At 62.6% G+C, this 22,765-nt stretch carries 19 protein-coding genes; 4 read left to right on the top strand and 15 right to left on the bottom strand.

What is annotated here, in order from left to right; all coding sequences use genetic code 11:
• The first annotated feature begins 198 nt into the window (after positions 1-198).
• Together ACFWXH_RS27815 and ACFWXH_RS27810 are read left to right on the top strand one after the other, a co-directional pair.
• Positions 199-1,293, top strand: a complete 1,095-nt coding sequence (locus tag ACFWXH_RS27815) for an ABC transporter ATP-binding protein (protein WP_379124671.1) — start codon at positions 199-201, stop codon at positions 1,291-1,293.
• Between the two features lie 9 nt (positions 1,294-1,302).
• Entirely contained in the window at positions 1,303-2,244 is a 942-nt protein-coding gene (locus ACFWXH_RS27810) for a PfkB family carbohydrate kinase (RefSeq protein WP_379124670.1), read from the top strand.
• 7 nt (positions 2,245-2,251) lie between these two features.
• Here ACFWXH_RS27810 and ACFWXH_RS27805 read toward each other — a convergent pair whose 3' ends face one another.
• The 15 genes from ACFWXH_RS27805 to ACFWXH_RS27735 all read right to left on the bottom strand — a co-directional run bounded on the left by ACFWXH_RS27805 (position 2,252) and on the right by ACFWXH_RS27735 (position 20,489).
• Positions 2,252-2,911 (bottom strand): cupin domain-containing protein, encoded by a 660-nt coding sequence (locus tag ACFWXH_RS27805; protein ID WP_379124669.1) that lies wholly within the window; start codon positions 2,909-2,911, stop codon positions 2,252-2,254.
• A gap of 57 nt (positions 2,912-2,968) precedes the next feature.
• Positions 2,969-3,727, bottom strand: coding sequence for an SDR family NAD(P)-dependent oxidoreductase (locus tag ACFWXH_RS27800; RefSeq protein ID WP_379124668.1), 759 nt, complete (start codon positions 3,725-3,727; stop codon positions 2,969-2,971).
• 31 nt (positions 3,728-3,758) lie between these two features.
• Complete coding sequence (locus tag ACFWXH_RS27795; protein ID WP_379124667.1) at positions 3,759-4,940, bottom strand: M20 aminoacylase family protein; 1,182 nt, start codon at positions 4,938-4,940, stop codon at positions 3,759-3,761.
• 32 nt (positions 4,941-4,972) lie between these two features.
• Complete coding sequence (locus ACFWXH_RS27790; protein ID WP_379124666.1) at positions 4,973-6,853, bottom strand: dipeptide ABC transporter ATP-binding protein; 1,881 nt, start codon at positions 6,851-6,853, stop codon at positions 4,973-4,975.
• Entirely contained in the window at positions 6,853-7,770 is a 918-nt protein-coding gene (locus tag ACFWXH_RS27785) for an ABC transporter permease (RefSeq protein WP_379124665.1), read from the bottom strand. Before ACFWXH_RS27785 ends, ACFWXH_RS27790 begins: the two co-directional genes overlap by 1 nt.
• A gap of 9 nt (positions 7,771-7,779) precedes the next feature.
• Complete coding sequence (locus ACFWXH_RS27780) at positions 7,780-8,769, bottom strand: ABC transporter permease (protein ID WP_379124664.1); 990 nt, start codon at positions 8,767-8,769, stop codon at positions 7,780-7,782.
• 175 nt (positions 8,770-8,944) lie between these two features.
• The gene (locus ACFWXH_RS27775; protein WP_379124663.1) at positions 8,945-10,510 is read right to left on the bottom strand and encodes an ABC transporter substrate-binding protein; all 1,566 of its coding nucleotides are present in this window, start codon (positions 10,508-10,510) and stop codon (positions 8,945-8,947) included.
• 136 nt (positions 10,511-10,646) lie between these two features.
• Positions 10,647-11,447: an ATP-binding cassette domain-containing protein gene (locus ACFWXH_RS27770; protein ID WP_379124661.1), complete on the bottom strand. Its 801-nt coding sequence runs from the start codon at positions 11,445-11,447 to the stop codon at positions 10,647-10,649.
• Entirely contained in the window at positions 11,444-12,202 is a 759-nt protein-coding gene (gene fhuF / locus ACFWXH_RS27765) for a siderophore-iron reductase FhuF (RefSeq protein ID WP_379124660.1), read from the bottom strand. The genes ACFWXH_RS27770 and fhuF overlap by 4 nt, the downstream gene beginning before the upstream one ends.
• Positions 12,199-14,172, bottom strand: a complete 1,974-nt coding sequence (gene fhuB / locus ACFWXH_RS27760; protein WP_379124659.1) for a Fe(3+)-hydroxamate ABC transporter permease FhuB — start codon at positions 14,170-14,172, stop codon at positions 12,199-12,201. The genes fhuF and fhuB overlap by 4 nt, the downstream gene beginning before the upstream one ends.
• On the bottom strand, positions 14,165-15,070 hold the full coding sequence (locus ACFWXH_RS27755) for an ABC transporter substrate-binding protein (RefSeq protein WP_379124658.1): 906 nt from the start codon (positions 15,068-15,070) through the stop codon (positions 14,165-14,167). The genes fhuB and ACFWXH_RS27755 overlap by 8 nt, the downstream gene beginning before the upstream one ends.
• 8 nt (positions 15,071-15,078) lie before the next feature.
• Positions 15,079-17,385 (bottom strand): TonB-dependent siderophore receptor, encoded by a 2,307-nt coding sequence (locus tag ACFWXH_RS27750; protein WP_379124657.1) that lies wholly within the window; start codon positions 17,383-17,385, stop codon positions 15,079-15,081.
• Positions 17,386-17,621: 236 nt separating this feature from the next.
• Positions 17,622-18,596, bottom strand: a complete 975-nt coding sequence (locus ACFWXH_RS27745; protein ID WP_379124656.1) for a FecR family protein — start codon at positions 18,594-18,596, stop codon at positions 17,622-17,624.
• A 68-nt stretch (positions 18,597-18,664) separates the two neighbouring features.
• Complete coding sequence (locus ACFWXH_RS27740; RefSeq protein ID WP_379124655.1) at positions 18,665-19,180, bottom strand: sigma-70 family RNA polymerase sigma factor; 516 nt, start codon at positions 19,178-19,180, stop codon at positions 18,665-18,667.
• A gap of 301 nt (positions 19,181-19,481) precedes the next feature.
• A complete protein-coding gene (locus ACFWXH_RS27735; RefSeq protein WP_379124654.1) occupies positions 19,482-20,489 on the bottom strand; it encodes a LacI family DNA-binding transcriptional regulator in 1,008 nt (335 codons plus the stop codon).
• A 200-nt stretch (positions 20,490-20,689) separates the two neighbouring features.
• On the opposite strand from ACFWXH_RS27735, the gene ACFWXH_RS27730 reads away from it, so the two are divergent.
• Positions 20,690-21,760 carry an ABC transporter ATP-binding protein gene (locus ACFWXH_RS27730; protein WP_379124652.1) on the top strand — a complete coding sequence of 357 codons (1,071 nt, stop codon included), beginning with the start codon at positions 20,690-20,692 and terminating at the stop codon, positions 21,758-21,760.
• A 33-nt stretch (positions 21,761-21,793) separates the two neighbouring features.
• On the top strand, positions 21,794-22,759 hold the full coding sequence (locus ACFWXH_RS27725) for an ABC transporter substrate-binding protein (protein ID WP_379124651.1): 966 nt from the start codon (positions 21,794-21,796) through the stop codon (positions 22,757-22,759).
• Positions 22,760-22,765: the final 6 nt, after the last annotated feature.

The following is a 22,765-nucleotide window of genomic DNA, read 5'->3' as shown; positions in this document are numbered from 1 at the left end:
TGGCTTCCGTGAGGTTGGAATCTCGAGCGATTCCGGTTCGGAATGCGCCTTTTGAGCGCAAAAGGCTCTCGAGAACGCTGGCTCGCGTTTCTCTTCGGCTGCGTGGGACAAATCGACCGGACATTCCTGGATCACATATTTACACAGTGTAATTATCCTGCTTTAAAAATGGCTGTTGTCAACGGGGAGCGAGAAGAAGTGACTGAGTTGACGCTGCGAGGTGTGCACAAGCGCTTCGGTACCGTTGACGCGGTAAAGGCGGTGGATCTGGATGTCACCGACGGCGAGTTCGTCGTGCTTGTCGGCCCGTCCGGCTGCGGCAAGAGCACGCTGCTGCGCATGATAGCCGGGCTGGAGGAGATCAGCGGCGGCGACATCATGCTCGACGGCCGCAGCCTCAACGCGGTCGCGCCGCGTGACCGCGACATGGCGATGGTGTTCCAGGATTATGCGCTCTATCCGCACATGACGGTTTCGGAGAATCTGGGCTTCTCGCTCAAGATGCGCGATCTCCCGGCAGATCAGATCGACGACAAGGTGCGCGACGTCGCTCAGATGCTCGAACTGGAGCCCTATCTCAACCGCAAGCCGAGGGCGCTTTCCGGCGGCCAGCGCCAGCGCGTCGCGCTTGGCCGCGCGCTCATCCGCGACCCCAAGGTCTTTCTCTTCGACGAGCCGCTATCCAATCTCGATGCCAAGCTGCGCGTCGGCATGCGCATGGAGATCCGCAAGCTCCAGGCTGCGCTCGGCACCACAAGCATCTACGTCACGCACGACCAGACCGAGGCGATGACCATGGCCGACCGCATCGTCGTGCTGCGGCTTGGCGAGGTGCAGCAGATCGGATCGCCGAACGAGATCTACCAGCGTCCCGTGAACAGCTTCGTGGCAACCTTCATCGGTTCCCCACCCATGAGCCTTATCCCGGCGAAGATCGATACGGATACCAGTGGCGCCGTGCTGGATTTCGGCGAAGGCCATCGGCTGCCGCTGCGGGCGGGCCGTGCTGAGGCGACACGTCGCGCGGGCATCGACCGGGTCGATGTCGGCCTGCGTTCCGAGCACATCAGCCTCGCTGGAGACACCGGGGATGCCGGCTCCTTCGTCTCGGACATCGTCCTGGTCGAGGACCATGGCGCCGACTCCATGGCCGTGGTTCGGCTGGGCGGACACGAGGTCATGGCACGCGTACGCCCCGGCAGCGTCCGTATCGGCGAGACGTCCCGCCGCTTCACCGTCGATCTCAACGCGATCCACCTTTTCCATCCCGAAACGGGTATGCGCCTTGTCTAGGGATCGGCAATGACCTGTTCTCGCAAAGGCTGCTCCGTCTTCTGCGTCGGGCTTGCGCTGCAGGACACCATCCTCACGCTCGACCGGATCCCGGATCGTGCGGCGAAGGTCTATGCGAAGGGGCGTCGTGAAGTCGGCGGTGGTCCTGCGGCGACAGCGGCAGTGACGGTGGCACGGCTCGGTGGGCATGCGTCGATCGCGGCACGGACGGGCGAGGACAATATCGGCGCCACGATCCGGGATGAATTCGAGGCAGCCGGCGTCGACACGGCCTGGCTGCGCGCCTTTCCGGGCATACGATCTTCCGGTGCCGTCGTGCTGGTGGACTCGAGCGGCGAACGGCTGATCGTCGCCTATGCGGATCCCGAATTGCCTTCGGCGGCGAACTGGCTCGAGCCGGAGGACTGGGGCGACGCGGTGCTGTGCGACTTGACCTGGCCCGAAGGTGCGCTGCGAGGCCTGAACGCGGCCCAGGCTGCCGGCATCCCTTCGGTGCTCGATGCCGACATCTCGCGCCATGCTGCGGGTACAGTTGCCGCGATCGTGGATGCGGCTGGTCACGTGATCTTTTCGCGCCCCGGCCTCACGCAGTTTACGGGCACAGAGTCGATAGAAGAGGGGTTGAGGATCGCGCGTCGCCCATCCCATATCTTCGTTGGGGTGACGGATGGTGCGGATGGGCTCTTCTGGCTGGAAGACGGTGAGCTCCGCAACGCACCGCCACCCAGCGTCGATGTCGTCGACACGACGGGCGCCGGGGATGCGTTCCACGGCGCGTTCGCCCTGGCATTGGCCCATGGCCGTCCGATCGCGGATGCGATCGTCTTTTCGAACACGGTTGCTGCATTGAAATGCACCCGTCCTGGTGGCCGTGCCGGTCTTCCCGATCCGGCTGCTCTGTGCGATTTCGCCCCAGAACTCGATCTCGACTGGTTGATGGTCGGCGCGTGATCCGGGCTTAGAACGTCGGCGGCGTACAGGTCCACAGGATGCTGGCGGGTTCGTCGCCGGCGTTGCGATACGAATGCGGCACATGCGAGCGGAAGCAGAAGGCATCGCCCGCCTGCAGGCTGTGCACGACCCCGTCGAGGTTCAGGTCGATCTTGCCGCGCAGCACGTAGCCGGTCTCTTCGCCTTCATGGGTGATGGCTTCGCCGCTTTTGCCGCCGACATCGATGTGGTGGATCGTGCTCTGCAGCAGGTGACCGCCCTTGTAGGGGATGATGCGTTCGAACGAGACGCCGGCACCGTCGCCCGGCCGGTTGTCGAGCGTCACCACGGGCCGCTCGCCGGCGCGGAAGACCGGCGTGTCTTCCGGTTCGGTTTCGTCGAAGAGCCAGCTGATGTTGGTCTCCAGCACCCGCACCAGCCGATGGATCAGCGGCAGTGAAGGCAGCGCCTTGCCATTCTCGGCTTTGGAGAGCAGGCTCTCCGAGCAGCGGCTGCGCTTGGCCAGCTCCTTCAGCGTCAGGCCCTTGGTCTGACGCGCCAGCTTGAGTTTGATGCCGACCCGGCGCCGGGCGTCGGACAGGTTCTCGAATTCCTGGTCGAGCACCGACCCTGCCGCATCCATCATGTATCGGACCTCCTTGGTCCGGTCTTCCATTGTTGGTCGCATGATCCTTTTCCGAAAAGTCTGCAACTTTTCGGGGTCATGCTCCAGATCGCCGCCGGCTCAGTGCGCCATGCCGCCGTCGACCATCATCGATTTGGCGGTAATGTAGCGCGCCTCTTCGGAGGCAAGAAACACATAAATTGGCGAGACTTCCGCCGGCGTTCCCTGCCTTCCGAGTGGCACGATACGGCGGACAACCTCTCCGTGCGACTCGACGCCACCCATATAATCAATAGCCGGCGTGTTGAAGGGGGTGTCGATCCAGCCCGGCAGGACGGAGTTGACGCGGATGTTGGCCGGAGCCAGTTCCTGCGCGAGCGCGGTGGTGAAAGCAATCACCGCACCCTTGGCCGCTGCATAGGCGGTCATGCCCGGCGCGCCGCGCAGGCCGGCGAGCGACGAGGTGGTGATGAAGCTGCCGCCGCCCGCGCGCTTCATGGCCGGTGCGGCATGTTTGGCCGCCAGGAAGGTGCCGCGCGCATTGACGTTGAAGATCGCGTCCCAGGTCGCCGCCTCGACGCTTTCGATGGCGCCGGTACGCATCAATCCGGCCAGGAAGACCAGCGTGTCGAGCCCGCCGAGTTCGCGCTCGGCATAGTCGACTGCATTGCGCACCGAGTCCTCGTCGCGCACATCGCAGGTCACGCTGTGAGCGGTTGCGCCGTGAGCGCGCGCCAATGCTGCCGCTTCCACCGCCGCCGGCTCATTGATGTCGGCCACGACGACGGCTGCACCATTGCGGGCGAAATCCTCGACGCAGGCGCGTCCGATGCCGGTTGCGGCGCCGATCAGCAAAGCCCTTTTGCCAGCAAGTCTCATCCGTTTGTTCTCCTTGTTGCGCGAGGCGCGGTCACGCCTGCGCGGCTGTTCCGATTGTTGTTCTTGGCCAGGAATTGACGAGCGAGGCCCAATAGAGCGCGCCATAGGGAATGAGCGCGTCGTTGAAGTCGAAGCCCGGATTGTGCAGCGGGGTGCGGTTGCCGTTGCCGATCCAGGCGTAGCAACCCATCTTGGCGTCGAGCATGAAGGCGAAATCTTCCGACGCCATGCTGGGCTCGAACTCGGTGATCACAGACTGCTCGCCCCAGGTCTCGGCGGCAATGACAGCGGCGGCTGCGGCCACGGCGGGATCGTTGATGGTGGCGGGATATTTCGGCGTGAAGGCGAGTGCCGCCTTCACGTCATGCGCAATGGCCATGCCGTTGACGATCTGTTCCAGCCGCTGCTGTACTGTTGCCCTTGCTTGTTCGGAGAAAGCCCTCACGGTGCCGTGCAGCACGACTTCTCCTGGCAGGGCGTTGAGCGAATTGCCGCCATGGATCTGCGTCAGCGAGACCACGACCGGTTGCATGGCATCCACGGCGCGACTGGTGATGCTTTGCAGGCTGCTGATCAGCGCGCCTGCCGCGACGATGGCGTCGGTGCCGAGATGCGGCAGCGCCGCATGCACGCCGGAAGCCTTGATGGTGACGGTGAAAAGATCCATCGCCGCCATCATCGGGCCGGGCTTGACCGCAACGGTGCCGAGCGGCAGTCCCGGCCAGTTGTGCAGTCCGAACACAGCGTCGACAGGGAAGCGTTCGAACAGCCCTTCCTCGACCATCTTGCGGCCGCCGCCTTCGGCTTCCTCGGCCGGCTGGAAGATGAAATGCACGCTGCCGGCGAGGCGGTGGCGGGAAAGGTAGTCGGCCGCGGCAAGCAGCATGGTCATGTGGCCGTCGTGGCCGCAGGCGTGGCTCACGCCCTGGTGGCGCGAGCGATAGGCGAGCTTGCTCTCTTCGAGGATCGGCAACGCGTCCATGTCCGCGCGCAATCCGAGAACGGGCCCGGGTTCGTCGCCCTCCAGCGTCGCGACAAGCCCGGTTCCGGCAAGGCCAGCCTCGACCGAGAGGCCCATTTCACTCAGCCGTTCCGCGACATAGGCGGCGGTCTTGTGTTCCTGGAAGGCCACTTCCGGGAACTGATGCAGATGCTGGCGCCAGCCGGCATAGATCGCCTGGCGGTCGCGGAAAAATGCTTCTGCCGATCCCATGCGCAGGTTTCCATTCTGATTTTCACTGAGGGTCACGCAGGCGCTCCGTTCGATGCGCCTGCTGCCTCTGCTGGCGGCAGGCTGTCGGCGCGCAGGTGGCAGGCGCTGGTGTTGACGCCGATGTCATCAGCACCGCGAACCGGATCGTCGATGGCGCAGCGTTCGAAGGCGAACGGGCAGCGGGTGCGGAAGCTGCAACCCGGCGGGATGTCGATCGGGTCCGGCGGCTCGCCCTCCAAAAGGTAGGTCTGCATCCGGTACGGCTTGTGCTCGACGGTCGGCACGGCGCTGAGAAGCGCTCGTGTGTAGGGGTGAGCCGAACGTTCGAACATGGTTTCGTTGTCGGCCAGTTCGACGATGCGGCCGAGATACATCACCGCGATGCGGGCGCAGACGCGCCGTACCATGGCGAGGTCGTGGGAGATGTAGACATAGGTGATGCCGCGTCTGGCCTGCAGCGTTTCGAACAGGTCGAGCAGCTTCGCCTGTTCGACCTGGTCGAGTGCCGACAGCGTCTCGTCGAGGATCAGCAGTTCAGGTTCCAGCACCAGCGCGCGGGCGATGTTGACGCGCTGCCGCTGGCCGGCGCTGAGCCCGACCGGCAATTGATCGTAGAGTGCTTCCGGCAGGCCGACCTCGGCCATCACCGCCTTGACCTTGGCCTCGATCTCACTGCGGCTGCCAAGCCCGTGGATCAGCAGCGGTTCGGCGATCGTGCGGCCGATCGAACAATGGGCAGCGATGGCGTTATAGGGGTCCTGCAGCAATAGCTGGAAGCGCCGCCGCAGCGCCAGCAGGTCGATGCCGCGCAGCGTGGCGATGTCCTCGCCTTCGAACAGGATCTGGCCGCTGTTCGGCGCCTCGAGGCAGCTCAGCAGCCGCGACAGCGTGGACTTGCCGCAGCCCGATTCCCCGATGATGCCGAAATTCTCGCCACGCCGGACGGTGAAGGACACACCGCGGACGGCCTTGACCTTGCGATGGGCAAAGATCGCCTTGCGGTCGCGCACCTCATAGGTCTTTTCGACATCGCGCACGTCGAGCACGACATCGGCGGAAGACGGCTTGGGGATCGTTGCGCCGATCGACCACAACTTCGGCACCTTGGCGATCAGCTCGCGGGAATAGGCGTGCTGCGGCTTCTGCAGCAGCTCGGAGACTGGGCTGTGCTCGACGATGCGCCCGCGGTCGAGCACGATCAGGTCGTCGGCGATCTCGGAAACGATGCCGAGCGACGAGGAGATGAATACGACCGCCGTGTCGAAATCCTTCTGCAGGTCACGCAGCAGGCGCAGTATCTGCGCCGCCACCGTGACGTCGAGCGGCTGGGTGATGTTGTCGGCGATGAGCAGCTTGGGGTCGGAAACCAGTGCATCGACGATCAACGCGCGCTGCATCATGCCACCGCTGAACTGGAACGGGTATTCGTCGAAGCGCTGAGCCGGCGAGGGAATGCGCACGGCATCGAGCGTGTCGATCACGCGCTTGCGCGCCGCCTCGCGCGAAAGCTGCGGCGAGACGGTGCGCAACTTCTCCAGGATCTGGTGGCCGACCGGTACGGTGGGATCGAGCGCGCTGGTCGGATTGGCTCCGATATAGGCGATCTCGCGTCCTTTTAGCCGCGCCATCTCGGCTTCCGGCAGGGCGAGAAGATCGCGGCCGCCATAGTGCACGGTTCCACCCGTGACCTTGAGCGGTTGCCGTATCCAGTTGACCAGCGCGCGCGACAGGGTGGTCTTGCCCGAACCGCTTTCACCGATGATGCCCAGCACCGAGCGGGCATTCACCGTCAGGTCTATGTCGGAAAGCAACTGCCGTTCGCCGACCGCGCTGTCGATGGCGACCGAGAGGCCGCGTACCGCCATCAGCGGTTCAGCGGACGTCGCCGCGGGGAGCGTTATGATCTTGCCCATCACGCGCCTCCCTGCAGGATTTGGTTGCGCGCCCGTTCCAGCACGCCGCCCATCAGGTTCAGGCTGCTGAGCGCAAGAGCCAGCAGCACGCCGGGCACGATGGTGATCCACCACGCATTGAGCAGATATTGCGTGCCGGACGAGATGATGGTGCCGAAGGTCGGGGTCGGCGGCTGGATGCCGATGCCGATGAAGCCGAAGATCGCTTCGAAGATCATCATGCGCGCGATGTCGAGCACCGCCACGAAAGCGATCGGTGGCAGGATGTTCGGCGCGATGTGGCGCACCATGATACGCAGGTCGCTGGCACCGAGAATCTTGGCGGCGCGTACATATTCCTTCTGCCGTTCGGACAGCGTCACGCCACGCGACACGCGGGCATAGACCGGCCAGCTCGCCAGGATCAGCACCGCGATGACCGATGCCGGTGAGGGGCGTGACATGCCGAGGATGGTGATGGCCAGGATGACCACCGGGATCGACATCTGCACGTCGGTCAGCCGCATCAGGATCACGTCGACCCAGCCGCCGCGATAGCCGGCATAGATACCGATGGCACAGCCGATGATGAACATGCCGACGACGCTGACCACGCCGATGGTGAAGGCGTTGCGCAGCCCGATCAGGGAACGCAGCAAAAGGTCACGCCCGAGCTGGTCGGTGCCGAGGAAATGCGGCAGCTTGCCGCCTTCCATGAAGATCGGCGGCAGGAACTTGTCGGTCACGTTCATCTTAGTGGCCGAGGCATCGATGATGAAGGGACCCAGCAAGGTGAGCAGCGCAAGCGCCAGGAACACCGATGCGGCAACGCGCATCTCGGTATAGCTCCAAGCGCGGCGCAAGATGCGGGCGGCGACGCCCCGGCTCCTGGTAGGTTGGTTTTTCGGCAAGGCGGCTTGTGCGGTGGTGCTGTTCATCTGCCGGCCTCAGAACTTCAAGCGACGGTCGATGGTCGTCGAAGCGAAATCGACGAGCATGTTGATGGCGACCAGCGCGCCGCTGGCCAGGATTGCGACGGCCTGGATGATCGGGAAATCGCGCTGGAAGACGGCGTTGATCGTCAGCATGCCGAGCCCGGGATAGCTGAAGATGTATTCCACGACGAATAGCCCGCCGAGCAACATGCCGATCATCTGGGCGCCGAACAGGTTGAGCAGTGGCACCGCGGCATTGCGCAGCACATGCTTGGCGATCATGGCGCGTCGGGACAGTCCACGCACCAGACCGACATCGAAATAGGTCTCGCCGAGATTGGCCGCGACGGAAACCGAGATGGCGCGGATCAGCACGGGCGACAGCTCGATGGCCAGAACCATTGCCGGAATGATGGTGTAGGCAAACCCCTTGTAGCCGATCGCCGGCAGCAGGCCGGTCTTGGCTGAGAGCAGGAAGATCAGCACCACGCCGACCCAGATGTTGGGCAGCGATACCAGGAAAGAACTGACATAGAGGCCGAGTCGATCCGGCCAGCGCCCGCTGCGCAGGCCGGCGGCAAGCCCTATCGGCACCGAGACCAGCAAGGTGAAGGCGATGCCGAGCGCGGCAAGCTGCAGGCTGTAGGGCAGGGCCGTGCCGATGAGTTCGGCGACTGAGGCCCGGCTCTCGGGATCGAAACCCGCACTATCCTGCGACCCGCCGGTGCTGCCGCCCTGGACGCCGCGGATGAACGACCGTCCAAGATCGCCGCTCGCAACCTGCGTCACGAAGCGGCCGAACTGGACGAGGATCGGATCACGCAAGCCAAGGTTCTTTGCCGTTTCCTCGAGCACGCTCGCCGGCGTCATCGGGCCAAGGATGATTCTGATCGGATCGCCCGGGACGATGCGCAGCAGCGTGAAGATCACGAAGGCGACGAGAAGAACGATGACCAGGCCCTGGCCGATCCGCCGCAGGAAAAATTCGATCGCGAATGCCATGAACTCTTTCTCAGATTGCAGGCTATCTCTTTGTTTCGCCGCATGATCTCGATCCGAAAGTCTCAGCTTTTGCTGTTCCCTTCAGTTCGGGATCATGCTCGGGCGGCGGCCGGATTGCTCCGGCGCCGCGCAAAGATGATGTGCGGCACCATCGGTGCCGCATGCATCTGTCGGTTCAGGCGAGCGTCGCCTTGCTGAGATCGATCGGGCCGTTCGGATAGAAGTAGACGCCCTGCAGGTTCTTCGACATTGCCCGCAGGAAAACCGACGAGAACAGCGAGACGCTCGGTACCTTGGCGGCGATCAGCGGCAGGGTTTCCGTCTGCAGGATATTCAGCCGCTCGTCGGTCGAGGCGGCATTGCGCTCCTTGTCGAGGGAGGCATCGATCTCGGGGTCGGAGATGCCGTTGATCAGCGCGAATTTCGACAGATAGTTCGGGCGCAGCACCAGATCCGGCTCCGGCGAACCGGTGATCCAGCCGACATCGACGATGTGGCCCGGGCCCTGGCCGTCGGCGCGCCGGTAGAGCTGTTCTTCCCAGGCTGCCGGCTCCAGCGTCGTCAGCTTCACCGGGAAGCCCTGTTCCTGCAGCATCGCGGTGATCAGTTCGCCATATTCGCGGGTCTTCGGGTAGAAGCCGACCGAGGTGATGTATTCGATCTCCGGCAGGCCCTGGCCTTTCGGGAAACCGGCCTCGGCAAGAAGCTTCTGGCTGAGTTCGGGATCGAATTTCGGATAGGTGGCAACGTCGGTGTAACCGAATTTCACCGGCGAGATGTGGCAGTTCGAGGCCTGTCCCGCGTCGCCGACCACCGCCAGGACCTGCTCGCGGTCGATGGCATGGACCGCCGCCAGGCGCACGCGAACATCGTCGAAGGGCGGCTTGTTGCAGCGGAAGTGCAGATATTTGTTTTCGCTGGAGAGGCCGCGCTGCGTCGTGATGTTGGCTTCCTTGGAGAGCGAGGCATATTGCTCGGGCTCCAGACGCTCGGTCAGGTGGTACTGGCCGTTCAGCAGGCCAAGCACGCGCGTGTTGGCGTCGGGCACGTAGTTCCACAGAACGGTCTCGATCTGCGGTTTGCCTTCGTGGAATTTGTCGAACGCCTTGAAGATGATCTGGTCGCCCTTGGTCGCTTCATAGCGGAAGGCCCCGGTTCCGTTCGGCCGCTGCTTGAGCACGTCCGGATTGGCGACATCCTTGGCCGACAGGATCGGCAGGAAGGCAGAGACGTACCAGAAGTTCAGGGCAGGATAGCCGAACTTCTCGGTCTTCAGCCGTACCGTGTAGTCGTCGACGATTTCGACTTCGACCTGACCCGGATACCAGGCCGATGCCGGCCGGCTCGGCTGCGAGGCATATTCGTAGGTCGCCTTGACGTCCTCGGCCTTGAATTCCTTGCCGTCGTGGAAGGTGACGCCCTGGCGCAGCTTGTACTCCAGGGTGAAAGGGTCGATCACTTTCCATTCCACCGCGAGGTCGGGAAGGATTTCGCCCGGATTTTCGGGCGTCATCGGGCATTTGGTCAGATGGCCGAATAGGAAACCTTCTGCGGTGATCTGCGGTGCTACTGTGTGGGAGCTCGGGTCCCAGCTGCTGGTGACGGTACCGGCGGCAGCGAAGGACAAGGTCTTGCCGTCCTGCGCGAAAGCGCGGCCCAATTTGCCTGTCGGTCCAATAATGAGTGAGCCTGCGCCGAGCGCGGTCGCGCCGGCCAGGAACATACGCCTGGTCGTTTTCATATCTCCCCCCATTTGTGCAAAGTCAGAAACTTAGCACGTGAAGGATTCAACTATGATGAGCAATTGTCAAGTGACTTGAATAGAAAGTCATGTGCCTTGAATTTAAAGCTCGCTCGGCAAGCCCAAGGACATCTCTCTAACTCGCCACGCTTACCAATTGCCCGGTTCGCGGGTGTCGGATGACGTCCATCGGAACGCCGTATATCGCCTCGAGCTGAGATGGCGTCATGATCGTCTCGGGCGTACCGCGCGCCAGCAGTCGACCGGAATGCAGAGCCAGGATTTCGTGGCAAAAGCGGGCGGCAAGATTGATGTCGTGGAGCACGACCACGACGCCGAGCCCCTTCGTCTGCGCAAGCTTGCGCACCATGGAGAGCACCTCGACCTGATGGGCGATGTCGAGTGCCGAGATGGGCTCATCGAGCAGCAGGCATTGGCTGTCTTGCGCGACCAGCATGGCAAGCCAGGCACGCTGCCGCTCTCCGCCCGACAACGTCTCGACGAGGCGATCGGCCAGCGGCGTGACGCCGGTCAACTCCATCGCCTCGTCGACTTTCTGCCGGTCGACGGCCCCAAAACGTCCGAGCGTGCCGTGCCAGGGATAGCGACCGAGTGCCACCAATTCACGCACCAGCATGCCCGATGCGGGAGGGGTGCTCTGCGGCAGATAGGCCACTTTCCGGGCGAAGGCGCGATCGTCCCATTGAGGCAGTGATTTGCCATCGAAACGAACAGTCCCCTCGGAAGCATCCAATTGCCTGGCCAGGAGCTTCAGCAGCGTCGACTTGCCGGAGCCATTATGGCCGATCAAACCAGTGATGCAGCGAGGCTGAAAATGGGTCGTCAGTGGCGCAAGCAAGGTACGGCCAGGGACACGGAACGACACGCTTTCCAATGTGAAGAGCGTTTCCTCCGATGGGAGTAAAATGGCATTCATGACAGGACTTCCGGCGGTGCCTGGTTTGACGAACGGTTCACGGCTCGTTGCGGGATGCGATCGAGCGGGCAGCTTTTGCAAAGAGGGAGCGAGTCCATTCGATACCGCAGACAGCAGATCCTTCGACGGCGTGTGCCGGTTCCGCTGTAGCGTATGGGCTCGAACAGTTCGTTTTTGCGCCCATCGGGCCATGTCCTGGAAGCCAGGAACGCGCGCGCATCTCGAACGCCGCGGTGCTCGTCTCCGAGCCATGACGCGCATTCGGCGACGACATTTTCGACGACGTTGCCGGCATTGCTCCACAACACCTTGCTCGGCAGGGTGCTGGCTTGAGACAAGGCAGAGACGACTGGTGCCAGGTGGCCCTCGACAATCCGGGCAAATCTTTGGTGAGCATTGTCGAAGTGCACCGTGCTGCCTGAATCAGGCAGGCGGAGGCCTTGTGTCCGGCTGTCGGGTGAGAGCAGCACACCAATCTCGTCAAGGGCGATCGGAAGCTGCCGGTCGGCGACGATGTTCAGGGCCAGCACAGGTGTGAGAACAATGGAAAAGTGCCATTTCGACCATTGCGTCGCCACTGCCTGTGCATCGGGCTCCTTGTAGTTGCGCCCGAAAGCGGTGAGGCACTGCTTGATGCGCCTCTGGTCGAAGAGTTCGCGACCGGAAATCGCGGGGCTCGGATCGTCTGCCAATACGAGCGGGTCGACGATGCCGGCCAGCTTCGCCGGTAACAGGGAGGCGAGTGCCGGGATCATCTGCGCCCAAGCAGCGCCGCGTAGAACGCTCCTCCAAGAATGGTGGAAACGAGCCCGGCCGGCACCTGCCACGGAAAGGCGACCATGCGGCCGATCCAGTCGGCGCTTACCATCAGAATGGCACCGAGGATGCCGGCAGCGAACGCCTGGACGACCGGTGTCCTGAAACCCGATATTCGCGCAAGATGCGGCGCCATCAATCCGACGAAGCTCAATGGTCCCGCTATGATGGTTGCTGTCCCGGTCAGGACCGCGGTCAGGGACAGAAGCGCGATCCGGCTGCGCCGCTCGGGTACGCCCAGGCTTCCGCTTACCGGGCCGCCCAGCGGAAGGATCGAGAGCCAGCGTGCCGTCAAAGGCACGATGCACAGGGCGGCCAGTGCGCCGAGCGACATCAGTGCTGTTTCCCGCGGAGTCACCGACGACGTCGAGCCGGAAAGCCAGGCCAGAACCCGCAAGACACGTGGATCGCCAAGCGACGTCAGATAGGTGAGCATCGCCGCCATGATGGACCCAAGTGCGACACCGGACAGCAGCAAGTGCTCGGATTTGAAGGATGACCGGCGCCCCAGCCACAGCAGGATGACCAGGGCTGCAAATGCGCCCAGGCAGGACAGGAGCATCATCGTTCCCCTGTCCACCGCAGGCAGGAGGAAGGAAGCCACCACCAACAGCAGGCCGGCACCTGACGAGACGCCCAGGAGTTCCGGACTGGCCAATGCGTTGCCGGTGAGCTTTTGCATGATCACGCCAGCCAATGCGAACATCAGGCCTGCGGCGGCAGCAGCCCCGACACGCGGCAAGCGCCAGTGAAGCAGTTCAGTGAAGTCCGTGCCGACGGCAACATGCCACCCGTCCGGCGTTCGTCCGAGTGTTAATGCGGCTGCAGCCACTGCAACCAAAAGGACGAGACACAATACCAGGCGCGAAAAGACGGCAGCGTCGGCCAGGGGCGTTCTCTCGGTCATGGTCTGGGCGACCGCGCCGTGCCGGTCTCCCTTGAAGCCTCTCATGAGCCACAAAAGCAGCGGTGTTGCGAGGAAAGCGCAAACCGCGCCGGCGGGAACTTCCATTCCGCCGGATACGAGGAACAGTGTCTGATCGGTGAGTGTCAGCAAAGCGGCCGCGACCAGCGGACCGGCCCACAGTCTGTCCCGCAATCTGCGCGCACCGGCCTGGCGGGCGATTGCCGGCCCGGCGAGCCCGATGAAGCCGATAAGCCCCACCAAGCCGGCGATTGTCGCGCTGATCGCCACGGCCAGGATTATCGCAAAAAGCCGCGTGGTCATCAGCGATACGCCCAGACTGCGTGCGCCTGCATCCTCCAGATCGAGAAGCTCGAGCCGCCTAGCCAGCAAAACCGCCAGGGCAAAGACGACCGCGAGCCGAGCTCCCAGGTTGATCGCCACATGCCAGTTGTTCTGCACCAGCGATCCGGCTTCCCAGATATAGAGGTCGTTGACGGCGTCGAAATTCACCATCATCAGCGTCGAGCCCAGCGCGCCGAGACAAAGCGAAACCACCAGGCCTGCCAGGATCAGCGAGAGCGGCGAGAAGTCGCCACGCCAGGCAATCAGCAGGACGATCGCGGTCGCAGCACCGCCACCGGCAAGTGCGATGACATCCCAGCCGAGCACGAGGGAACCCGGTAGCCACAGAGTGGCCATGACCACCGCGAATTTGGCGCCCGCGAACACGCCCAAAGTTCCCGGTTCCGCCAATGGGTTGCGCAGCACCTGCTGGAAAAGCACGCCGGCCAATCCAAGTCCGGCGCCGGAAAGCAGACCCACCACAAGGCGCGGCAGCAGCATGTTTTCCGCCATGACCTGTCGGAGCGCATCTCCCGGCGGTGTCAGCAACGCATGCAGATTGATTGCGAAGACGGCAAGCGCCAGAAGCAGCAGGCCGGCACCCCAGTGATAGGCGAGGCCGGCAGACCGCTTTCCTGTTCCGATCGAGAGGTCAGCCATGGCTTTCCTCCGTGGGCAGGAAAGTGACCAACTGACTGGCAAAGCGGATCGCGCTGAAAACACCGCCGCTTGGGTAGATGACCGGCATTGCCGTCACCTTGCCGGCCCGTACGGCCGGCAAGCTGTTCCACAACGGGCTCTGCGCAAGCCTGCTCAGCGCCTGTGCCGTTTCGGCGCCACGGTCGAAATGCACGATGCGGGCACCTGGATCGCCGGCAAGCTGTTCGATGCCGACGGAAACGACACCGGAAGTATTCACACGACCCCGCCATGCATTGGTCAGGCCGGCCTGCCGCAACACATCGCCGATCATGCCGTTGCCGCCGAAGACAGCGACGTTGCGGCCGTTGGCGGCGAAGCGACAGATATAGAGCGGGGTGGCTGATCGGTCGGCCAGCGCCTTCCTGGCGTCGGCCAGTGCCAATGCGGTCCGCTCGATCCATTGGCTGGCTTCCGTCGAACGCCCAGTCGCGTTGCCGAGCTCTCGCATCACATCTGCCGCGTATGAAACCGCTGGCACGTCGCGCGCAGGGGAGCGCAGGACATGCAATGGGGCAATCTCGCTCAAGCGGCCAAGGGCTCCGGCCTGCCACGCCGAAAGTACGATCAGGTCGGGCCGAAGCAGCTGCAGATATTCTGCGTTGGGCTCAGTCAACGGGCCCAGATCCTCGACGGTGCCCGGCAGTTCAGGTGCCGCCACCAGCCTTTGGTAGAGGGCACGGTTTGCGATTGCCGGCGGTGTTATGCCGAGCGTCAACAGAACCTCAGTGGCCAATAGATCGAGCGCAACGACACGGGCTGGGGAGGCCGCAACAGCCCGCCTGGAGACAGACAAGACAAAGGGGGCGGCTATCGCCGCCCCGAGCAGGGTTCTTCTGTTCAGAATGCCCTGCGGCACGCCGTGCCCTACCACTTCTTCGAGATCGTGGCGGTGACGGTAAGGGGCTCGCCGTAGCGGCAGCCATCCGCGCTTACGCAGGTGTAGTATTTCTTGTCGAAAAGGTTGCGGGCATTGAGCGTGAAGGACGTTCCTTCATATTTGTGATCGATGGCCGCGAAGTCATACTTAACCATCGCGTCGGCAAGCAGATAGTTGGGAACGTCCTGCTTGTTGTCGATGAGGTTGGTCTTGCCGACATAACGCAGGCCGCCACCAATCGTCAGCCCGGATATGCCAAGCGTATCAAGCTTATAGTCTGCCCACAGCGAAAGCGTGTTGCGGGGCACGAGCGTTTGCTGCTGTCCCACCTCCAGCGGGTTGGCACTCTCCAGGATGCGAGCGTCGGTATAAGTATAGGCGCCCACGATGCCGAGATCGTCGATTTGCGCGCGTGCCTCAAGCTCGAAGCCGCGCGAACGGACTTTACCCAACTGGTATGAAAAGCCGTTCGAATCGTAGGTCACCAGATTTGTCTGGGTAAGGTCGTAGACCGCGGCGCTCAGCAGGAGGTCCGACCCATCCGGCTGATAGCGGACGCCGGCTTCGTATTGAAGGCCTTCGTTGGGCTTCAGGGCGGTATTGGTACGGTAATCGAGACCAGCCTGCGGGGAGAAGGACTGGCTGACGCTGACATAGGGAGCGATGCCATTGTCGAACAGATAGACCAGCCCGGCCCTGCCGGTGAACGCGTCGTCGCTTTGTTCGGTCACGCTGCCGTTCTGGTAGTTCTTGGTCGTGCTGTCGCTCCAGTCATAGCGTCCGCCAAGCAGCAGGACCCATTTGTCGCGGATCTTGATCTGGTCTTGCAGATAGAAGCCGTACTGGTCGCTGGCCGTATCGGAGCCGCGATCCACCCGGTAGTTGATGGCCGGTGCGCCGGAGTAGACCGGGTTATCGATGTCTAGAAGGACTGGCCCGGTTCCTCTGTAGCGATGGGTGTCATAGCCACGCCGGTACGTGTCGAAGCCGGCAAGCACGGTATGCTCGGCGCCTACCGCCTCGAAGGTCTTTTCAACCGAAGTATCGGTGGTGAAGCCGAAGGAATTCTCGAAACGCTTGCTGGCAATGCGTGCCAACTGCCCATCCGTGACCGGAGCCAGATTGGCGATCATGTAGTCCCAATCGACATCGGAAGCGAGATAGCGCGCCTGATGGTGGAGCTTCAGCCCGCTGTCGAACTCATGGTCGAAGATGTACCCCAACGCGTAAGAATCGCCTTTGTACTTGTCGAAGTCCGGTTCCCCGAGGAACCGGTCACGCGGAATGCGTCCCGTCGAAACGTCCTGCAGGAAAAGCGGTGTCATGAAGCGGGTGCTGACGTGCTGGTAGCTGGCAAGCAGCGTGAGCTGCGTGGCTTCGTCAGGCTTCCAGGTCAGGGCCGGCGCGACATAGATCTTGTCGTCGGGCGTTTCATCCACCCAGTTGTCGGCATCACGGAACAGCCCGGTCAGGCGATAGAGCAGCGTGCCATCCGCGTTGAGTGGGCCGCCGAAATCGGCCGACACCTGCTTGCGGTCGTAGCTGCCATATTCGACATTGACTTCATGCAGGGGCGTTTCGGTCGGTCGCTTCGAAATGGCATTGATCGCACCGCCCGGCGCCAACTGCCCATAAAGCATGGACGAGGCGCCACGCAGCACCTCCAGCCGTTCGAAACCGTAGGGCTCCTGGGCGAGGTCATAAACGGCAGCCTGGGATTTCATGCCGTCGCGAAGGAAGTTTCCCGACGGGCCGGCGGCGTTGAATCCACGTACCATCAGATCATCCACCATTCGGCTGAAGGTCTGGGACTGCGTGCTGATGCCTGGCGTGTAGGTGAGGGCCTCGGAGAGCGAGACTGCCTTCTGGTTGCGGATCTGGTCCGTCGTGACGACCGACACCGATTGCGGCGTTTCGATCAGTGGCGTGTCGGTCTTGGTTCCGGAGGCGCTGCGACTGGCGACGTAGCCGTCAACCGGGCCCCATGCGCCCTCCATACGCGCCTGGAGCGTGATCTTGTCGAGCAGAGCACTGCTGTCCTCCGGCACCGAGCCGGTGGTCGTGGGGACGGCTGCATTGAAGATCGTTGCCGATGCGGCACCGGTGAAGCGATAGTTCAATCCGCTTCCTGCAAGCAGGCGCCCTAGCGCGTCGGTTCGGGAATAGGCGCCGCGCAGTGCCGGCGCCGATTTTCCCGCTGTCAGAGGGGTCGGATAGGCCATCTTGATGCCGGTCTGCTGTGCGTAGGCTGCCAGTGCCGATGCCAGCGGTTGGGCAGGAAGATTGAAAGCCACGTTCCCACTGGCGCTGGATGCTTGTTGCGCCTGTGCGGGTTGACCAGGCGCAAGGGCCGCCACCGATGCGGCAAGCACCATACGAACAAAATAACGACGCCCCGATGCCCTCGGCATTTACCCTGTCTCCGTTCCTGATAGGCGAGGGGCGACATTTTGCATTGCCCCTCATGGACTCAGACAAGAAACATGATTGGAATCCTCAACAAAAAGATCGGGAAAAAGACGATTTCCGACTATGCGCTTGAAATCACTGTTAAAAATCTTGAGAGGCGACGGATGCGAATTGGCAGGCCAGACGCCAGCGCGTCGAGTGACGAGTCCGGCGTGCGCAGATCGAGCACGGCATTTACCCTGAGCGACCCGGCTTTGCCGTCTTCAATGACAAGCCACCCTTCGTGATAAGCCTGAAGTGCCGCTACCACCTGGGCCAATGGGCGCGATTCTGCGACATAGAGGCCCGTGCGCCAGGCGGCAGCAGCCGACCTCCCGGTGTCGGTGACCGGCCCGGCCAGGCCGTCCTGTGAAACGGTGACGGTTTCGCCGGCGTTGAGTACAATCTCTTGCGAGGCGCCGTTTGAGGTAATGCGCACCATGTGCTCGGCAACCGTTATTTCCGTCGCCCCATCGGGAAGGTTGCGGTTGACGTCGAACGCCGTTCCCAGCGCCGAGACGGAGACGTCGCCGGCCTTGACGTCGAACGGGCGGCGCAGCGGATCGCTGGCGACTTCGAAATAAGCCTGTCCCTCGACCAGTTCGGCCAATCGACGCTGAGGCGAAAAGTCGACGTTGAGCGCCGATGCCGCGTTGAGATGAGCGCGTGATCCATCGGGAAGATCAATGACGCTGGTTTGGCCGGTTCCGGTCGTGTGATCGGACAGGATGCCCTGGAAGCCGCCGGTCACGCGCAGACCACCCAATGCCAACGCTGTCGCCCCGATCCCGCCAAGAACGGCGCGCCGGGACACGGACTTGCGTCGCCCCGGTTTGACGAGCCCCGTGCGAGGGTCGCGATGCAGGTTCGAGGCATCGCTCCAGAGAAGCTCGGCTTCCGTCGCCGCAGCTTCGTGCTCCGCGCTGATGGACCGCCAGCGCCTGAATTCGGCCCAGTCCCTCTCGCCAGCCTCTCCCGAATGAAGGCGCACAATTCTCACCAGCGCTTCGTCGGAAAGCGCCTTGGTGGGATCTTGTCTCGATGGTCCGTGTATCACCGGTTCGTTCCGCGGTCTTTCTGGAAGATTAGACGGGATTGGGCCGGGCAATCCTCAACAGAAACCTGTCAGACGCAGCGGTCGTCTCGCATCAGGTCACGGCAGTGGAACAGCGCGCGAATAATATGCTTTTCCACCATGCTGACCGAAACGCCAAGGTGCTTGGCGATTTCGCGATGCGTGCGGCCTTCCACCTTGTTCATGATGAAGGCTTCGCGGCAGGCTGCAGGCAATTCGTTCAGCAGAACCGCCAGGCGCGCAATGCGGTGGCGATGATCCAGCGTGATTGTAGGATCTTCGCCGATGCCGGCCGCGGCGACGTCTTCGATATCGACCCTTCTGGACCATTCCGCCTGCTGGCGAACGATATAGTCGACTGCGGCGTTGCGCGTGGCGGTGATCAGATAGGCTTTGGGGTGGTCGATCGCTGCGGCCTCGGACGAACGGCCGGCAATGCGCAGGTAAGCATTTTGCACCACTTCCTCGCCATTGTCGCGCCCCCCGACAAGCCTGGAGGCATAGCGAACGAAATCATCATGGTGGAGGCGGAAGAGGTCTCCCAACCAAAGATTGAGCGCGGACAAGATCAGAGACCTTCGAGGCAAGGGTGGCAGACTTGGTCCGTTTGATCCGGCCCCGTGAATGTCACGCGCTCACTTCGCAATGTCGCGGTTCGTTGCTGGGCCGGCGTTCCCGTCATGCGTTTTCCATGAAATGTAGACATGCCAACTGTGGAAAGGTTTGCATGCCGTGCCCCGAGTGACCGGTTGCCAGCGCAGTCGCTGCAAAAACCTGCGTATTTAACTCATGTTTATTGATCGCTTCCTTCTCCCACAAGGAAAAACTTCGCGTTCCGGTGCCAGGCAAGCCATTTTGGCCGCGAGCCTAGGGGGTCGGGAGACCGGTGGTCGCACGCTCGATCAGTTCGACCGGGATCGTGAAGTTCAATGCGCCTTCGGATAGCTGTCGTTCATCGTCCAGGCATTTCAGGATGGCTTCTGTGAAAGCTTCGACCGGGTGGCTCACCGTGGTCAGTCCATACGATGGCCAGGCGGTTTCCGGGATGTTGTCGAAGCCGATGATGGAGAAGCGCCGTGGCACTTCCTTTGCCAGTTCAAAGCGGGCGGTGTCGAGGAAGCCTAGGGCAATCAGGTCCGTCGCGCAGAAGGCGCCGTCGATCGATGCGTCGGCCAGGAGCTTGCGGGCGGCCTCGCACCCCGTCTCGAAACTGTTCGGGCCATCCATCCAGGATGTAACCTTGGCTCCGGCCTGATGCATGCAGGCGACGAAGCTCTCCGTGCGCCGCTTCTGGCTCATGCTTCCGTTGCCGCTGCGGACAGCCACGACATGGCGACGGCTGTCCTGCAGCATGCGTTCGGCCGCCAGTCGTCCGCCGGTCAGGTCATCCGTATCGATCTTGTCGGCGTTGCCCGGCAGCGTGCCGCGATTGATCAGGATCAGGCGCACATCGTTGCGCAGGCACGCTTCGATGATCTCTTCGGGCGGTGCGCCCGAAAGGATGATCACCGCACGCACGCGATATTCCAGAACCTGGTTGACCAGGGTGCCGATATCGTCGCGTGCGGCTTCCGCATTCAACAACATGCATTGGAGATCGCGCTTGAACAGGGCGGCGCTGATGCGATCGAGCAGAGCGGTGTTGAATGGCGAGTTCAGATTGGCAGCGACCACGCCGACGAGATTTGACTGCGCCATCTGCAATCCCTGGGCCAGCCTGTTGACGCGGTAGCCGAGCTTTTCGGCGGCGCGCAGGATCCGCTCCCGCACGTCCCGGGAGACGCTGGCGCCGGGGGTGAAGGTGCGCGAGACGGCGGACCGCGAAACGCCTGCTTCTCTTGCGACGTCTGCGGCAGTGATGAAACCGCTCTTCATTGTCCATGCTCCATCGAGTTCGCGAGTCGCAGGCTGGGCGAATGGTGGTCTGAACTTTTGTCTTTGCCGTCACAAAACTGAAGCACAAACTCGCTAAATTGCACACGTGTGCAAGAGCATTGATATGAAGTTGCAATGCGATTGTCCAGAGTGAGAAATCACAAAAAAACTTTTAGTTTCAAGTTGTTGAGGAGTCTTCCTTGGCCGATATCGTCATCAATGACCTGTCGAAAATGTATGGCGGAAAGCGCGTGCTCGATCGTGTCGCAATGCATATCGCCGACGGTGAGTTCGTTGCGGTTCTTGGGCCCTCGGGTTGCGGAAAGACGACCTTGCTGCGCTTGCTGGCCGGCTTCGAAACGCCGGATGAAGGCACGATCCGGCTGGGCGATCGCATCGTTTCTTCCAGGGAGGCCAATGTGCCCCCGGAGAAGCGCCATATCGGCATCGTCTTCCAGAACTATGCGCTCTGGCCGCATATGAGCGTGGCCGACAATGTCGGCTATGCGCTGAAGATCGCTGGCGCGAGTTCGCAGGAACGTCTGCAGCGCAGCCGCGATGCCCTGGCGGTTGTCGGCATGGAAAATCTGGCGGAGCGAGCGCCTTCCGACCTATCCGGTGGCCAACGCCAGCGTGTCGCCCTGGCACGCTGCCTCGCCGCCAAGCCATCCGTCATGCTGCTGGACGAGCCGCTGGCCAATCTCGACGTGCATCTGCGCGCGGCGATGGAAAACGAGTTCGTGCGCTTCCACCGCCATACCGGCGCAACCATGGTCTACATCACCCACGACCAGTCCGAGGCGATGGCGTTGGCGGACCGCATCGCGGTGATCGATCGCGGCCGCCTGGTTCAGTTCGACCGGCCGCGCGATCTCTATCGCGAGCCACAAAGCGAAATGGTTGCCCGTTTCATCGGCAACGGCCAGGTTCTGCCTGTCCAGGACGTGCGCCCCGAAGCCGAGGCGGCGATCGTCAGCCTCTTCGGCAAGGACCACCGTGTTCGCGCCCGCACCACCGAACAGGTTCGCTCTTCGGCCAGGCTCTCCGTTCACACTTCAGCGATGCGTTTGGCGCAGCCGGGCGAAGATGGCTTCGCCGGCAAGGTCGAGCGGGTGATCTATCGCGGCAACCACAGCCAGGTCGATTTCATCGCCACCGCCGAGCCGGAGCTGCAGCTGACGCTGCACGCCCCGGCGGACGTCGCCATTCCAGCGGACGACACCATCCAGGTCTGCATCAGCGACGGTTGGGTCATCCCAGCCGCTGCCTGACGTTTCTTATTCTCACAGTAACAGGAGTTCTTTATGCGCCTCACCACTACCCTCATGCTCGTCTTATTGAGCGGGACGGCCGTCAACGCCGAAACCTTGACGCTCTACACCTCGCAGTCGCCGGAAATCGCCCAGCAGACGGTCGACGCCTTTCAAGCCAAATATCCCGACATCAAGGTGGAATGGACCCGCAACGGCACCAGCCAGTTGCTCAACGTGCTGCGCGCCGAAATCGAAGCCGGCGAGGTCAAGCCGGACGTGCTCCTGGTCGCCGACACCATCAACCTCGGCCAGTTGAAGAAGGAAGGCCGCCTGATGGCCTACCCGCAGGCGCCCGTCGGCTCTTACGACAAGAGCACCTACGACAAGGACATGACGTTCTTCGGCACCAAGATCATCTCGACGGGCATCGCCTACAACACCGAGAAGGCCAAGCCGGTCGAAACCTGGAGCGCCTTGCTGACGGAAGACAACAAGGGCCAGATCGCAGTGCCGAGCCCGCTCTATTCGGGCGCTGCGCTCAACCATCTGCACAGCGTCGTCAACGTCCCGGGCATCGGCTGGGAATTCTACGAAGGCCTCGCCAAGCTCGACATCGCGCCGGAAGGCGGTAATGGTCCCGCGCTCAAGGCCGTCGCCAGCGGTCTTGCCAAATACGGCATCATCGCCGATGCCGATGTGATCCGCGCCAAGGCCAAGGGTTCGCCCGTCGATCTGATCTTCCCGAAGGATGGCGTCTCCTTCATCACCGAGCCGGCCGCCATCATGTCGACCGCCAAGAACGCCAACGGCGCGAAGAAGTTCATCGACTTCCTGCTGTCCAAGGAGGGCCAGGAACTCGTCGTGAGCCAGGGCAACCTGCCGATCGATCCGTCGATCGCGCCGCCAGCTGGCTTCCCGAAACTGTCCGACATCAAGCTCCTGCCGACGGACGCGGACAATGCCGTGGCGACCGACAAGGAGACCCGCGAGAAGTTCACCAAGATCTTCGGCGGCTGATAGAAA

Source organism: Mesorhizobium sp. NPDC059054 (genome assembly GCF_042739215.1).
Classification (GTDB): Bacteria; Pseudomonadota; Alphaproteobacteria; order Rhizobiales; family Rhizobiaceae; genus Mesorhizobium.
Note: the sequence above shows the minus strand (reverse complement) of the source record. Positions and strands in the feature narration are given on the sequence as shown.

Coding starts and splice junctions, on each gene's coding strand:
- ACFWXH_RS27790 (WP_379124666.1), bottom strand. CDS start 6,853: ATGGGCAAGATCATAACGCTCCCCGCGGCGACGTCCGCTGAACCGCTG.
- ACFWXH_RS27810 (WP_379124670.1), top strand. CDS start 1,303: ATGACCTGTTCTCGCAAAGGCTGCTCCGTCTTCTGCGTCGGGCTTGCG.
- ACFWXH_RS27735 (WP_379124654.1), bottom strand. CDS start 20,489: ATGAAGAGCGGTTTCATCACTGCCGCAGACGTCGCAAGAGAAGCAGGC.
- ACFWXH_RS27805 (WP_379124669.1), bottom strand. CDS start 2,911: ATGCGACCAACAATGGAAGACCGGACCAAGGAGGTCCGATACATGATG.
- fhuF (WP_379124660.1), bottom strand. CDS start 12,202: ATGATCCCGGCACTCGCCTCCCTGTTACCGGCGAAGCTGGCCGGCATC.
- ACFWXH_RS27800 (WP_379124668.1), bottom strand. CDS start 3,727: ATGAGACTTGCTGGCAAAAGGGCTTTGCTGATCGGCGCCGCAACCGGC.
- fhuB (WP_379124659.1), bottom strand. CDS start 14,172: ATGGCTGACCTCTCGATCGGAACAGGAAAGCGGTCTGCCGGCCTCGCC.
- ACFWXH_RS27775 (WP_379124663.1), bottom strand. CDS start 10,510: ATGAAAACGACCAGGCGTATGTTCCTGGCCGGCGCGACCGCGCTCGGC.
- ACFWXH_RS27785 (WP_379124665.1), bottom strand. CDS start 7,770: ATGAACAGCACCACCGCACAAGCCGCCTTGCCGAAAAACCAACCTACC.
- ACFWXH_RS27795 (WP_379124667.1), bottom strand. CDS start 4,940: ATGGGATCGGCAGAAGCATTTTTCCGCGACCGCCAGGCGATCTATGCC.
- ACFWXH_RS27725 (WP_379124651.1), top strand. CDS start 21,794: ATGCGCCTCACCACTACCCTCATGCTCGTCTTATTGAGCGGGACGGCC.
- ACFWXH_RS27780 (WP_379124664.1), bottom strand. CDS start 8,769: ATGGCATTCGCGATCGAATTTTTCCTGCGGCGGATCGGCCAGGGCCTG.
- ACFWXH_RS27770 (WP_379124661.1), bottom strand. CDS start 11,447: ATGAATGCCATTTTACTCCCATCGGAGGAAACGCTCTTCACATTGGAA.